Here is a 13,328-nt window from a genome sequence, read left to right on the forward strand (position 1 = left end):
CGGCAGAATCGTTCTGGCGGCGAGCGAGGAGTGGAGCGGACCAGGCAGCATGAGTCGAGAGCAACGGGATCGCGGAACCGGCGGCGCGCGGCGGGCGGGGCGCCGGGCCAATGCCGCGTCGCGCGACGTGCGGCCGGTCAGCCCGGACGAGGTGACCCCGGCCTCCACCGTGCGCGAGACCGGGCCACAGCGCTTCCAGCAGCGCCAGGCGGCCGACCCGGAGCGCGGCGGGTTCCAGGCGTTCGCCGCCGGACTGGCGCTGCTGTTCCTGGTCGCCGGTGTGCCGGCGGCGCTGATCCTGCTGGGTGGTGCGCCGCCGATACCGACGTCCTGGCCCGGTCGCGCGGAGCTGACCGGCACCATCGGCGCCGAACAGCTGGTGGGCGTGCTGTTGTGGGTCGTGTGGCTGGCCTGGCTGCAGTTCCTCGTCTGCGTGTTGACGGAGTTGCGCAGTGGTCTGCGCGGCGTCGGCCTGCCCAACCGGGTGCCGCTGTCCGGGCCGACGCAACGCTTCGCCCGGGTGCTGGTGGCCTCGGTGCTGGTCGCGACCGCCGCGGTGGGGCAGGCGAGCGCCGCTGCCCCCGGAACCAACGACACCCCCGCACCGTCCACGTCGACGTCGGTGTCGGCCTCGGCCGAGGCCGACACCGGCACGGAGTACGACGGCACCGTGCGCGGGAGCGTTCAGGAGCAGTCCGGCGCGTCGGCACAGCAGCAGGAACAGGCGCAGGCCCAAGCGGAGGGCGAGGTCGAGTACCGCCTCGGCGACATGGTCCTGGACGAGGAGGAGGGCCGCGAGCTCGTCGGCCGGAAGGTGTACGTCGTCCAGCCGCCCGAGGGCCGTTACCACGACAACCTCTGGGACATCGCCGAGCGCACCCTCGGTGACGGACGGCGTTACCAGGAGATCTACGAGCTCAACCGCGGCCGGACCCAGCCGGACGGGCACGAGCTGTCCCTGGCCCGGCTGATCTACCCGAACTGGCTGCTGATCGTTCCCGACGACGCCAAGGGTGTGCCGACGGTCACGGCCGAGAAGCCGGCACCGCCGGAGACGCCGGCGCCTCCGGCGACACCGCCGGGGCCGCCCGGCCAGGAGGGCACGCAGGGCACCGAGGGCACCGGCCAGGCCGAGGCCGACACCGGCGGCGCCGACATGTTCGCCGACTTCGCCGCGGCCGGCGAGGCCGAGGCGATCAGCACCAACCCGCACGCGGGGCTCGCCGACGCAGGGCTGCTCGCTGCCGGGGTGCTGGCCGCCATCGAGGTGCTCCGGCGCCGCCGCCGTACCCCGGAGCCGACGGACGACGAGGTCGAGGCCGAGGTCGCGCTGCGCATCGGCGCCGACCCGGACCGGGCACGGTGGCTCGACCACGCGCTGCGCAGTCTCGCGGCCGGGTGCCAGCAGGAGCGCTTGGCGCTGCCGCCGGTGTACGCGGCCGTGGTCGACAACACGTCGGTCGAGTTGCTGCTGGCGCCGGCCCGCGCCGAGGCGCCGTCGCCATGGGCCGTCATGGACGACGGGCGACGCTGGCGCCTCGACCGGTCCGAGGTGAAGGTGGGCGACGAGCTGAGCGGCAACGTCCTGGCTCCGTACCCCGGCCTGGTGTCGCTGGGCCGCAACGGCGAGCGTGACCTGCTGGTCGACCTCGAGGCCGCCGGCGGGCCGATCAGCGTCGACGGTGACCCGGAGGCGACCATCGAGGTGGTCACCGCGCTGGCGGTCGAGCTCGCCACGAACCAGTGGTCCGATCACCTGCGGGTCACCGCGGACGGGCTGCCCGAGGCGCTCGACGCCTTCGACTCGGGGCGGCTGCGACTCGTCGACGGCGTCGAGCCGATGCTGCCCGAGCTGGCCGCGCGCCGGTCGGACCGGCTGGGCACGGACGTGCTCACCGGCAGGGTGCGCCCGGGCGGTTCCGGCAGCTGGATGCCCGAGTATCTCGTCCTGGGAACTCCGCCGTCGGCGGAGCTGGCCGAGCAGCTGGTGGCGTTGACCAGCGCCGCCGGGCGTTCGCCGCTGGGCGTGATCGCCGCCGGTGCCATACCGGGCGCGCGGTGGCGGATCTCCGTCGACGCGTCGGGAACGCTCGAACTGCCCGCGCTCGGGCTGAGCGTGCAGGCCAACCGGCTGTCGTGGCGCAGCATCGACGCCCTCGTCGGCCTGGTGGACCCGGAACGCGGTCAGGAGCCCGATCCGTCCGGGGGCGGCCTGCCCGGCGCGTGGTCGCCGGACCTGCGTCCGGAGGTGCCACAGGTGCGTTCGGTGGTCGCGGAGGCGGACCTGGCCACCGCTCCGGTACGGGTGTACATCCTCGGACCGGTGGTGGTGCAGGCGCGCAGCGAGATCGAGGAGGAGCGGCGCGCGCTGGCGACCGAGATCATCGTGCACCTCGCGCTGCACCGCGAGGGGGTGCACCCGACGGTGCTCGCGTCGGCGGTGTGGCCGCAGGGCGTCACGGCGTCGGTGCGCGAGGCGACGTTCGCGCGGGTGCGCGAGTGGCTCGGCGTCGACCAGTCCGGTTCGCCGTACGTGCTCATGACCGAGGACGGGCGGATGCGGCTGAGCGACGCGGTGGTGCTCGACTGGGACGTGGTGTGCTCGTTGCTCAGCCAGGCGCGCCAGGTGCGGCGACCGGCCGAGGAGGCCGATCTGCTGCGGCGGGCGCTGCGGGTGGCGCGCGGACCGGTGCTCAGCGAGCGGCCGCAGGGACGATACTCGTGGCTCGCCCGCGCGCGCGTCGAGCGGGTCGCCTCGGACCTGCTGGTCGACGCGGCGCACCGGTTGTCGAACATCACGCTCGAAGGCGGCGACCCGGGCACGGCGGGGGCGTCGGCGCGTGCGGGCCTGCGGGTGCGTCCGTCCGAGCAGGTGTTGTGGCGTGACCTGCTGCAGGCTCAGCACGCCGTGGACGGTCGTGGCGGCGTCATCGCGGTCGAGAGTGAGATGACCGAGACGCTGACCGGTCTCGGCGGGGTCGCCCTGGCGCCCGAGACGGTGGCGTTGCTGGACGAACTGATGCCGAGTCCGGGAGGAAGACATCGCGATCTCGCCTGACGTGAGAATTTCTCCGCGGCATTTCGGTGTCGTGTCAATTACCGGCCGATAGTCGGCAGGTTCGGGATGCGTCCACGCACGAGTGGTCGCATCCGGTGTCACGAGCACAGAGGGCAATCCAGCGGGCAATCGGGTCGTCGGAGTCCGGTGTTGCCCCCGGCGAAGCGACAGGTAGGCTTTCCGATGTCGTGCCGTGCCGGACCCGGTGCGGCGAGTCACCAAGAGGGAGAAACTGAGATGGGCGTAGGTGCAGAGCTAAACACGCTGGCGGACCTCCACACGACGTTCAAGAACAAGGCCGAGGACGCCGAGTCGATCAAGACCGAGGTGGACAAGGGCCTGTCGAGCGCCGTCTGGACGGGTAAGTACTCCGAGGACTTCCGCAACTCCTGGGAGGACTACAAGAAGAACCTCGACACGCTGCGTGAGGCTCTGAACGGCGCGGCAGAGGACGTCAAGACGAACCACAACAACATTGCCGAGGCGACTGGCGAGCCGGACCGGATCTGACTCGCACGTACATTCGGTGGCCCACATCTGCGACTTCTTCGCGGATGTGGGCCGTCACTTTGTCACCCGCAATCCACCGCGGGTGACCGGTGTTCGACAATTCAGTGAACACCGTCGGCGCGGGTAGTATGCGGTCCAGAGTCGACGAGCTCGGATAGGGAACCAGGGGCGGACACGTGCGGCTGCTGTTGACTGCCACGGCAAGTGCGGACGGCGACGTCGTCGACCTCGCCATCGACTGCGAGGAGGACGCGACCGTCGCCGACATCGCGCGTCAGCTCGCCGCGCACGTCCAGCCGGCCGAGCAGGCGCGCGTCGTACGCACCGCCGGCCGTCACCTCGGCGTCGTCGACGACGACGCGTCCGTGCTGCGCGACGAGCCGGCGCTGCCGCCGACGCTCTACCTCGGCCAGCAGCCGCTGGAGCCTGCCACTCCGGTCGTGGAGTCCGACCTGCGTAACGGCGCCCTGGTGGGCGTGGGCGTTCCGCTGCCGGACGTGTTCGCCGAGCGGACCGGGCTGGTCGAGGTGCGCACGGTCTCCGGCCGGGGCGCCGGACACGTCGACACGCTCGCCGCCGGTAGCCACGAGGTCGGCACCCGCACCGGTTGCACCGTGCGCCTGCACGAGCCGGGTGCTCCGGCGGTCGCGCTGCGCCTCGACGTCGCCCTCGACGGCACGGTGACCGCGACGCCGGAACCGTCGGTCGCCGGGGTCGAGGTGGCGCCGCCGGTGCGCGAGTACCCGCTGGACGGCCCGATCGTCATTCCGAAGATCGAGGACGAGACCGACCCGAAGCCGCGCAAGCGCCGCCGGCACAAGAAGAAGATGGAGGAGCTCGCGCGGCTCAAGGACCCGCACCTGACCATCGACCCCGAGGGGGACCGGCCGTTCGTCCACATCGACCGGGTGGGGCTGACCGAACCCACGGTGTGGGAGCCGGGCAGTGCGCTGGTCGTGGGCGACACGGTGCTCGAACTGGCGGTGCCCAGCGAGCCGGACGCGTCGCTGTCGCCCAGCCCGGGCGGCGTGACGCTGGACTACAACCGGCCGCCGCGGCTGCTGCCGCCGCCGCGGCAGACCGAGTTCCGGTTGCCCAACGAGCCGAAGAAGCCCGAGAAGACACCGCTGCCGTGGGCCATCGCGCTGGCGCCGATGATCATGGGCGGAACGATGTTCTTCATCACCGGTTCGCCGTTCAGCCTGATGATCATGATCCTGTCGCCGCTCATGATGGTCGCGCGGTACAAGCAGTCGAAGGGGCAGGTCCAGAACCGCTACGCCAACGACATGAAGAACTACGTCGAGCGTAAGCGGAACATCGAGAACCAGGCGTACCAGGCACTGGTCACCGAGCGTGCCGCGAGGCGCCGCGACATCCCGGACCCGGCGGCGGTGCTGCTGTTCGCCACCGGCCCCCGGGCGCGGCTGTGGGAGCGCCGCCGCACCGATCCGGACTGGCTGCTGGTCCGCGTCGGCACCGCCGACGTGCCCAGCGAGGTGTCGTTGACGGACCCGGCGCGCGAGGAGCACGAGCGGGTGCTCAACTGGACGACACCGAACGTGCCGGTCGGCGTTCCGCTGGCCGAGGCCGGCGTCATGGGCGTGGCCGGCGACGACGTCGAGCGCCGGCAGGTGTCCAGCTGGGTCGTCGCCCAGCTCGCGGCGCTGCACAGCCCTGCCGACGTCGAGGTCGTCGTGCTCTCCGACGTCGAGGGTGGCGACGCCTGGAATTGGGTGCGCTGGCTGCCGCACGTGCGCCGCAACGAGACGTCCGAGGTGATCGCCGGGGTCGGCGCCGACGAGGACACCACCGGCCGCCGCGTCGCCGAGCTGATGGCCGTCATGGAACGGCGCAAGGAGGCCGCGAACGACCGCGGGAGCGGCCTGACGAGCTCACGCGAGATGTCCTTCCCTCCGCTGCTGGTGGTCCTGGACGGCGCACGCCGCATCCGACTGATCCCCGGCCTGATCTCGCTGCTGCGCGACGGACCGAAGCTGGGCATGTACTTCCTGTGCATCGACGCGGACGAGCGGCTGCTGCCCGAGGAGTGCCGCGCGGTGGTGGCCATCGGAGCCGAGAGCACGACGGTGCGCCGTACCGGCGAGCCGACCATCGAGGGTGTGTGGCCCGACCTCGTCTCACCGGCCTGGTGCGAGCGGATGGCGCGCGCGGTCGCGCCGGTCAAGGACGTCAGTTCCGAGGACCTCTCGTCCGCGCTGCCGTCGTCGAGCCGACTGCTGGACGTCCTCAAGCTGGAGAACCCGACGTCCGAGGCGATCCAGGGCTGGTGGACGAACGTCGGCCGCACGACGAAGTCGGTCATCGGCGAGGGCATGGACGGGCCGTTCGCGGTCGACATCCGCGCCGACGGCCCGCACGGTCTGGTCGCCGGGACGACCGGTTCGGGTAAGTCCGAGCTGCTGCAGACCATGATCGCGTCGCTCGCGGTGGCGAACCGTCCGGACGAGATGACGTTCGTGCTGGTCGACTACAAGGGCGGCGCGGCGTTCAAGGACTGCAACAACCTGCCGCACACGGTGGGCATGGTCACCGACCTCGACGGGCACCTCACCACCCGGGCGCTGGAGAGCCTCGCGGCCGAGCTGCACCGCCGCGAGCACCAGCTCGCCGAGTCCGGCAAGAAGGACATCGAGGACTACCTCGCGGCCAAGGGGCCGGACGACGAGCCGATGCCGCGGCTGATGATCGTCATCGACGAGTTCGCCGCGCTGGTCGCCGAGCTGCCGGACTTCGTCAAGGGTCTGGTCGACATCGCCCGACGCGGCCGGTCGCTCGGCGTCCACCTGATCCTCGCGACGCAGCGCCCGGCCGGTGTCGTCAGCTCGGAGATCAAGTCCAACACCAACCTCCGCATCGCGCTGCGGGTCACCGACGGCAACGACAGCCAGGACGTCATCGAGTCCAAAGAGGCCTCCGAGATCTCCAAGTCGACCCCCGGCCGCGGATACGCCCGCCTGGGTCACTCGTCGCTGGTGGCGTTCCAGTCCGCGCGTGTCGGTGGCCGCCCCAGCGCGCCGGACGCGGTGGCCGCCGTCGATCTGCGCCAGCTGTCCTGGGAGAGCCTGGGCAAGCCGCCGGATCGCACGGACGACGAGGAGGAGGAAGAGGACGTCAGCATCCCCACGGACCTCGAGAGCGTCGTCACCGCGATCAACGAGGCGTCCTCGGACTCCGGCGTCGTCGCTCCGCCACCGCCGTGGCTGCCGGCTCTGGACGACGTCGTGACGCTCGACCAGGTCCTGGCCGACCCGGCCGTGCAGGTGCAGCAGAGGCGCGAGATCCGGCTGCCGTTCGGCATCGTGGACGTGCCGAAGGAGCAGCGCCGCGCGGTCGCCGAGTACGACCTCTCCGGCGGCGGCCACCTGTCCGTGGTCGGTGCGCCGCGGACCGGCCGGTCCAGCGTGCTGCGGGCGTTCGCCGGCGTGGTCGGGCGGACCATGTCGCCGCGTGACGTTCACCTGTACGGCGTCGACTGCGGCAACAATGCGCTGTTGTCCATGGTGGGTCTGCCGCACACCGGCGCCGTCGTCAGCCGCGACCAGCCGGATCGGCTGTCCCGGCTGTCCACGCGCATCCGCGCGGAGATCGGCAGGCGCCAGCAGGTGCTGGCCGAGCAGGGCTACTCCGACCTGAGCGAGCAGCGTGCCGGCGCCGAGCCGGACAAGCGGCTGCCGTACATCCTCGTGCTGTTCGACCGCTGGGAAGGCTTCGTCCAGTCGTTCGAGAACTTCGACAGCGGCAAGCTGATCGACCAGTGGATGCAGATCCTGCAAGAGGGCGCGGCCGTCGGCGTCAAGGTCGTCCTCGCCGCCGACCGCACCGCCCTGGTGGGGCGGCTGTCGGCGCTGCTCGAGGACAAGATGATGCTGCGGATGACCGACAGCACCGACTTCGGCAACATCGGCAAGCAGCCGAAATCCGTGCCGGAGCACATGCCACCGGGACGCGCGTTCCGGGCCGAAGGGCTGCTGGAGACCCAGGTGGCGCTCCTGGTCGAGGACCAGGAGGGCACGGCGCAGGTCGCGGCGCTGCAAGAGATCGGCCGCGAAGCCACCGAGCGCCACGCCGACGTGCCGCGCGCGCTGCGGCCGTTCCGGGTGGACCCGCTGCCGACGCGGCTGTCCTACGCCGACGCGCTCGACATGGCCGACGGCCAACTGGCGCCGACCGAGCTGCCGGTCGCGGTCGGCGGCGACACGCTGACGCTGCGCACGCTCGACACCATCGACCACGGCCCCGGCATCCTGGTGCTCGGGCCGCGGCGTTCCGGGCGCAGCACGACACTGCTGACGATGGCAACCTCCGCGCTCGACCGCGGCTGGCGGATGCTGATCATCACGCCGCGGCGCAGCCCGCTGGGCCAGCTGTCCGGTCGCGACGGCGTCGAGGCGGTGATCAACCTCGAGGGCGAGAAGGACGAGGTCACGAACCTGTTCGAGTCGATGGTGCCGGCGAAGGACGGACCGCCCACGGCCGTCGTCATCGACGACATGGAGCTGATGGGCGTCGACGGCTGGCTGGTCGACCTGCTCACGAAGCACGTGCCGAAGCTCCGCGACACCGGCAGCACGGTCATCGCCGGGGCCACGACCGACGATCTCGGCAGCAGCTACCGTGGCCCGGCGGCGGTGCTGAAGAAGTCCCGCTCGGGGGTGCTGCTGTCCCCGGCGTCCACGTCCGACGGCGACCACTACGGGCTGAAGCTGCCCCGGTCGCTCACCGGCGGGATGCCACCGGGGCGTGGCATTTATGTCGCCGCCGGCCAGTGGCAGCTCGTCCAGGTCCCCGAGACCACGACGGGCACGTGAGGACCGGATCGTGAGCTGATACCTGCGGCCCCTCGCGGTCGAGGGTAAAGGCGCGGGCGTGGCCGGCCGTCTGGTCAGTCGCCGTCGCCGACGCCCTCAGGCAGGTCGGAACTGAAGTCGTCCCAGAACATGTTCTGTACCGCCGGATCCTCGATCCAGTTCATGTAGGCACGTTGCTCGGCGGGGGTCATCTCGTCGATCGGCTTGATCTGCCCGTTCTCGACGAAGCTCCCACCCTCGGCATACAGCTCGTTGTAAAACTGCGGGTCGCCGTCCCAGGTGAGCCCGTCCACCTCGACGGGAGGAAGCGTGCCGTCCTCGCGCTGGAACTCGGAGTACTTGGTGTCGAGATCAGGGTAAAGATTCTCCTGCAGGCTCGTCGCCCAGTCTGTGTCGACGTTGTACTTCGGTGGCTCTTTGTCGACGATCCCCTTGATGATCTCTTTGGTGAGGTTCTGCGGCAGAGTCTTGGGATCCAACGCGTAGAACGCGATGTCGACGGCCTTGTCGAAGTTCTTGTTCCACTCTTTCGTGTCCTCGACGTACTTCTCCTGGACGTTCGACACCCGAGAGACGAACCAGTTGGAGAAGTGTCTCGTCTGGGCCAGCGAGAAGTTGTTCGCGTTGGGCTTGTTCTGGTTCTCGTCGCCGAGCAACGGGTCGCGTTCCTCGCGATACTTCGTTTCGAACTCCAATGACAGGGTTGCCGCGACCTCGGGATCGCGCATGGCCTGCTCACTGATCGCAGCCCACCATTCAGCCGGTGCTTCCACGCCGTCCCGGCCGTTCCGGGGGTCCTGGAAGTAGTCCGACACCGGCGTCGTGACACTGTCGTAGACATCGTCGATGTCGTGCTTGATGAGCTCGCCGAACCACTTCTGGGCCGCCGGCGACGCCTCGTTGTCGCCCCATTTCGTGCCGACACGTTCCAGCAGGTCATGGGTGTTCTGCTCGCCCAGATGCTGGTCGTACCGGCGAACGTCGATCGTCGCGGAGTTCATGATGTTGTTGAACGCCTCGGGAACGCCCTCGCGCATGAGATGGCTGCGGCCCTGAAGGTAGAGGTCCGCCCGCTCCTTGTTGTTCTTGTACCAGTTGGCCGCGGCCACCGGGTTGCGCGCCAGCGCATTGAAGATCGTCTCGGTCTCCCCGGGCATCGGCGCTGCCGGGGCGGTTTCCAGACGGTCCATGGCGGCGTGCAGGAAATTGCCGTTGAACGTCCCGTACTGCAACACGGCGGCGGAGGTGGCATGCGAGGACGGATCCACTCCGTTCATCCCCTGGAGCCATTCCTCCTTGCCGAAGTTGATCCGGTAACTCGCGGTCGCCATCGAATTGGACAGCGGCACCAGCTTCGACTTGTCGTACTCGCCGGCGCCGCCGTCCTCGGCGTGTGCTCCGACGCGCAGGGCGTTGATCCCCTCGGGACCGATCTTCTTGAAGAACGCCTCCGTGTAGTCCGGATCGTTGCTGTGCTCCTGCAGCAGCTCGTAGACCTCCGGGGGGATGTCCTCGCCCGGTTCGACACCGTCCAGCAGGCGCTCGGCGTCCTCTTTGGCCTGCTGCTTGGCCTCCGCTGACGTGTCGAACTTGAGCTCACCGGCGCCGGCCGTCACGAACGAGTTCCCGGACTGTTCAGCAGCGATCTCCGCCATGCCGTGACGGCGGCGCAGCATCGGCAGCTGATCGCGGAGCCATTCAGCCGTCCCCGCGACCTTGTCCATGTTCGTGGTGGACACGTTCTCACTGACGAACCGTCCTCGGAACGCGTCGACGAAGTCTTCGACGTCGGTCGCCGCGTTCTCGGCGTCGGTGATGAACTTGTCCAGCTCCTCGGGATCGATTCCGACGCCGGACCCACCGCCGCCGTCAATTGTCACGTTCATGCGCGCTTGGCCCCTCGTTGGAGGCAACCCCGAGGTGAGGGCTGCCTCGTTCGCTATCGATAGCTCGCCTGCGCTCGACGTGTACGACGGTTGGGATCCTTCTCGTACACGAGCCCGGCCGAGACGCTGGCTCGGGCACGGGAGTTTACATCAGTTCGGAACGGTTCACACGCTCAGCTGAGGCCGTGAAGAATCAGTTTCCACCGTCCGACTCAGGAACGTTCGCCAGTTGATCTTCGATGTCGCCGGTGAGCTCATTCGTGCTGGTCGAGAGTGTGCCTTTCTCGCCGTCGAGATCCGTCGAGAAGTTGTCGGCTTGTGTGCCGTACCACACGCTACCGTTGCCCATGCGTTCGGCGATGCCCTTGAAGCGGTCGCTGATGTCCGGCACGTCCTTGCTGACATCGGTCTTGAGCTGTTCGAGCGCCTCGCGGTCAGCGTTGGTCCCCACGTGTTTCCTCCTGAAGTTCCGTGAGCCGGTCGACGTGCCCTGCAACCATGCCGTGAGCCTGACGGTGTGCGATACGGACGACATCGTATGACAGACTCATGGACTCATGAGGCGTCGTGGTTTGCTGAACCTTGTCACTCTGACCGGTGTCGCTGTCATGTGCGCGGCATGCGGTGGCGATGAACCCGCCGACAACGATCCGGCCGACGATGGGCGTCGAGCACCGGTAACCGTCGTGGCTGGTGGTGGCGACGATCCACAAGCGTCTGCGGCTGACAGTCTGGAACTGACCGGGACCGTGTCGGATCTGGAAGCACACGACGGCACGGTCCACGCGCTCGTGTACGACGGGCAGAAGCGAGAACTCGTCACGATCGACCCGGACGGCGCCGTGAGCCGGATGCAGGTGCAAGGTGCGGGGACGCCTCGCGAACTCGCCGTGGGCCCGGACGGCAGTGTCCACGTCGCCGACGGTGAGGCTGTGTACCGCGTCGAAGGATCCGAGCTGGTCCCCGAGATCGTCGTGGAAGGCGCGGACGTGGCCGGAAGCGCGGACGCGACGGCCATCCCGGAATCCATGAGCATCGCGGCCGTTGCCGTGGACGGCGACGGGCAGCTGGTGTGGACGGCGACCTTCGTCGGGTCGGGACCGGACGAAGGTTCGCAGCCGGTGATGTCGCAGGTGTTCCGGCTGGTCGACGGTCAGGTCGAGCACGTGGCGGGAGCGGACTCGACGGATCTCGACGGCGACGAACTGGACGAGGTGTTGGCGTCCCCGCCTGCGGACATGAAGGCCGCCGACGTGCCTCTCGACGGCTATGGCACGGAGGGGGAGCTCGCTATCGGCGAGGACGGCGCGGTGTATGTCGCAGGGCCGTCGTCCGTGCTGCGAGTGGAACCGGGCGGCGGTGTCGAGGCTGTGCTGAGTGAGGGCGAGCGGGCCGTGCCCGACGAGCCGTATGGCGACGCCGGTGACGCGTCCGGCTTCGGGGGCAGTTGGGTCGGTTCTGATGTTGCCGCTGAAGGCGGCACGGTCGCGGTGGTCGACAGCGCGGTCGCGTTGGAGCAGGAAACGGTCGATGTCGGGGCGTTCTCGTGGGGAGACGAGCTGGAAGGGTCGGTGCAGCAGTTGGCTGACCGGATCGTTCGAGGACTCGGCGCCGACGAGTCGGTCGAGTCGGCCGACGACACCGCTCCGTACGGCCAGGTTGCGGTCCTGGTGCACGATGGTCAGGCGGCGACGGCCATGGCCCACGTGACCAGCGTGGCTCTCGACGGCGACCGTCTGTACGTGACGGGTGAGACAGCCGAGGACGGGCCCGCGTCGGAGGTTCTGGTCGTGTCGACGCCGGTGCCGGAAGACTGGCGCTGACCTATGGGTGTTGGCACGTGATGAGGCGTTGGCGTGGCGCGGCGCTGATCGTCAGTGTGATCGTCATTGCCGCCTGCGGCGGAGACGATGGAGGAGATTCGCCAGTGGCAACGAGCACCCCTTTGTCGAGCGAAGCTCCTTCCGGAGATCAGTTGTGTGACTTCGTTCCCAGGCAAAGCGTCGTCGAGGTGCTGGGAACCGAGGAGTTCGAGGTGCAGGGCGGTAACGTGTCCCGAGACTCCGCTGACGCCTTGTCCGGGGCGGCTTGTCAATTGGCGGTGGACGGCGACGTCGTCGTGTCGGTCATGGTTGGTTTCATGCTGGGCTATGCGGGCAACGGGTTCCGCGAGGGACTGTACTCGTGGACCGACACCGGAGACGACGGTCCCGTCACGGGTGAGGCGCGCCTGTCGCGCGGCGACTATCTGATCGACGTCGAGGTCGTCGGCATTGCCGAAGGGCGCGATGCCGAAACGGACGCCGTTGGCCTGGCACAACAGGTCATACAGACACTGGAGATCCCGGACGAGTGGACCTTGCAAGGAACGGCACCGTCGCGGTGAGGGCGTGCACATGGCGTCGCCTCTCTTCGGCCGGGCCAAGTGAACCGGGGCTCGCTATTGGCGTGGTTGCCCTGGCTGCCACGGTCATGACTCTGGCTGCTTGCAACAGTGACGACGGAGGCGCCGGTTCGGTGAGTCACGTGACTGCCATGCCCAGTGCGGCACCAGTCGGGAAGTTTCTTTGTGACTTCGTCCCAGCGGAAGGCGTAGCCCTTGCGATGGGTACCGAGGATTTCGACGTCGTGAACGGCCAGGTGTCGCGGACCTCCGAGGGCTCCGTCAGCGCTGCAGGCTGTCGTATCGAGGTCGACGACGAGTTGACGTTCACCGCTTCGGTCGGACTTGCCGCGGAGGGGTACGAGCGCGATGGCTTCGAGAAACGACTGAATCGTGACGGCTATGATCAACTGCCGCCAGACGTCGGCCTGGGATTCACCTGGGCAGACGAACAGGACCGTGGTGGGGATTCGGTATCCACCGGGCAAGCGTGGGTGTCATACGGAGACTACTTCGTCCGCGTGTGGATCGCCGGCATCGCCGATGGCCGTGATCAGGAAGCCGACGCCGCGGCAATAGCCGCGCAACTCAGGCAGACGCTTGACATCCCGGAGCAGTGGACGCTTCCTGGTTCGCCGCCGACTCGGTGAACGGTGTCG

8 protein-coding genes are annotated in these 13,328 nt (G+C 69.1%); 6 read left to right on the plus strand and 2 right to left on the minus strand.

The features are described from left to right. Positions 1-49: 49 nt before the first annotated feature. The 3 genes from CLV30_RS03465 to CLV30_RS03475 all read left to right on the plus strand — a co-directional run bounded on the left by CLV30_RS03465 (position 50) and on the right by CLV30_RS03475 (position 8,400). A complete protein-coding gene (locus tag CLV30_RS03465) occupies positions 50-3,058 on the plus strand; it encodes an AfsR/SARP family transcriptional regulator (RefSeq protein ID WP_129710848.1) in 3,009 nt (1,002 codons plus the stop codon). A 237-nt stretch (positions 3,059-3,295) separates the two neighbouring features. After that, on the plus strand, positions 3,296-3,568 hold the full coding sequence (locus tag CLV30_RS26220; protein ID WP_165358441.1) for a WXG100 family type VII secretion target: 273 nt from the start codon (positions 3,296-3,298) through the stop codon (positions 3,566-3,568). Between the two features lie 176 nt (positions 3,569-3,744). Continuing rightward, positions 3,745-8,400 (plus strand): FtsK/SpoIIIE domain-containing protein, encoded by a 4,656-nt coding sequence (locus CLV30_RS03475; protein WP_106535791.1) that lies wholly within the window; start codon positions 3,745-3,747, stop codon positions 8,398-8,400. A gap of 74 nt (positions 8,401-8,474) precedes the next feature. Here the strand turns inward: CLV30_RS03475 and CLV30_RS03480 are convergent, their stop codons facing one another. Then, the gene (locus tag CLV30_RS03480; RefSeq protein WP_106535792.1) at positions 8,475-10,286 is read right to left on the minus strand and encodes a DUF6571 family protein; all 1,812 of its coding nucleotides are present in this window, start codon (positions 10,284-10,286) and stop codon (positions 8,475-8,477) included. Positions 10,287-10,479: 193 nt separating this feature from the next. Continuing rightward, complete coding sequence (locus CLV30_RS03485; RefSeq protein ID WP_106535793.1) at positions 10,480-10,737, minus strand: hypothetical protein; 258 nt, start codon at positions 10,735-10,737, stop codon at positions 10,480-10,482. A gap of 298 nt (positions 10,738-11,035) precedes the next feature. Here CLV30_RS03485 and CLV30_RS03490 point away from each other — a divergent pair, with 298 nt between their 5' ends. The 3 genes from CLV30_RS03490 to CLV30_RS03500 all read left to right on the plus strand — a co-directional run bounded on the left by CLV30_RS03490 (position 11,036) and on the right by CLV30_RS03500 (position 13,319). Further along, entirely contained in the window at positions 11,036-12,109 is a 1,074-nt protein-coding gene (locus CLV30_RS03490; RefSeq protein ID WP_129710847.1) for a hypothetical protein, read from the plus strand. Between the two features lie 104 nt (positions 12,110-12,213). Then, positions 12,214-12,672, plus strand: coding sequence for a hypothetical protein (locus CLV30_RS25855; RefSeq protein ID WP_129710846.1), 459 nt, complete (start codon positions 12,214-12,216; stop codon positions 12,670-12,672). A 218-nt stretch (positions 12,673-12,890) separates the two neighbouring features. Beyond that, positions 12,891-13,319 (plus strand): hypothetical protein, encoded by a 429-nt coding sequence (locus CLV30_RS03500; RefSeq protein ID WP_106535796.1) that lies wholly within the window; start codon positions 12,891-12,893, stop codon positions 13,317-13,319. Positions 13,320-13,328: the final 9 nt, after the last annotated feature.

It is taken from the genome of Haloactinopolyspora alba (assembly GCF_003014555.1).
GTDB classification, from domain to species: Bacteria; Actinomycetota; Actinomycetes; order Jiangellales; family Jiangellaceae; genus Haloactinopolyspora; species Haloactinopolyspora alba.

Coding starts and splice junctions, on each gene's coding strand:
- CLV30_RS03465 (WP_129710848.1), top strand. CDS start 50: ATGAGTCGAGAGCAACGGGATCGCGGAACCGGCGGCGCGCGGCGGGCG.
- CLV30_RS26220 (WP_165358441.1), top strand. CDS start 3,296: ATGGGCGTAGGTGCAGAGCTAAACACGCTGGCGGACCTCCACACGACG.
- CLV30_RS03480 (WP_106535792.1), bottom strand. CDS start 10,286: ATGAACGTGACAATTGACGGCGGCGGTGGGTCCGGCGTCGGAATCGAT.
- CLV30_RS03500 (WP_106535796.1), top strand. CDS start 12,891: ATGGGTACCGAGGATTTCGACGTCGTGAACGGCCAGGTGTCGCGGACC.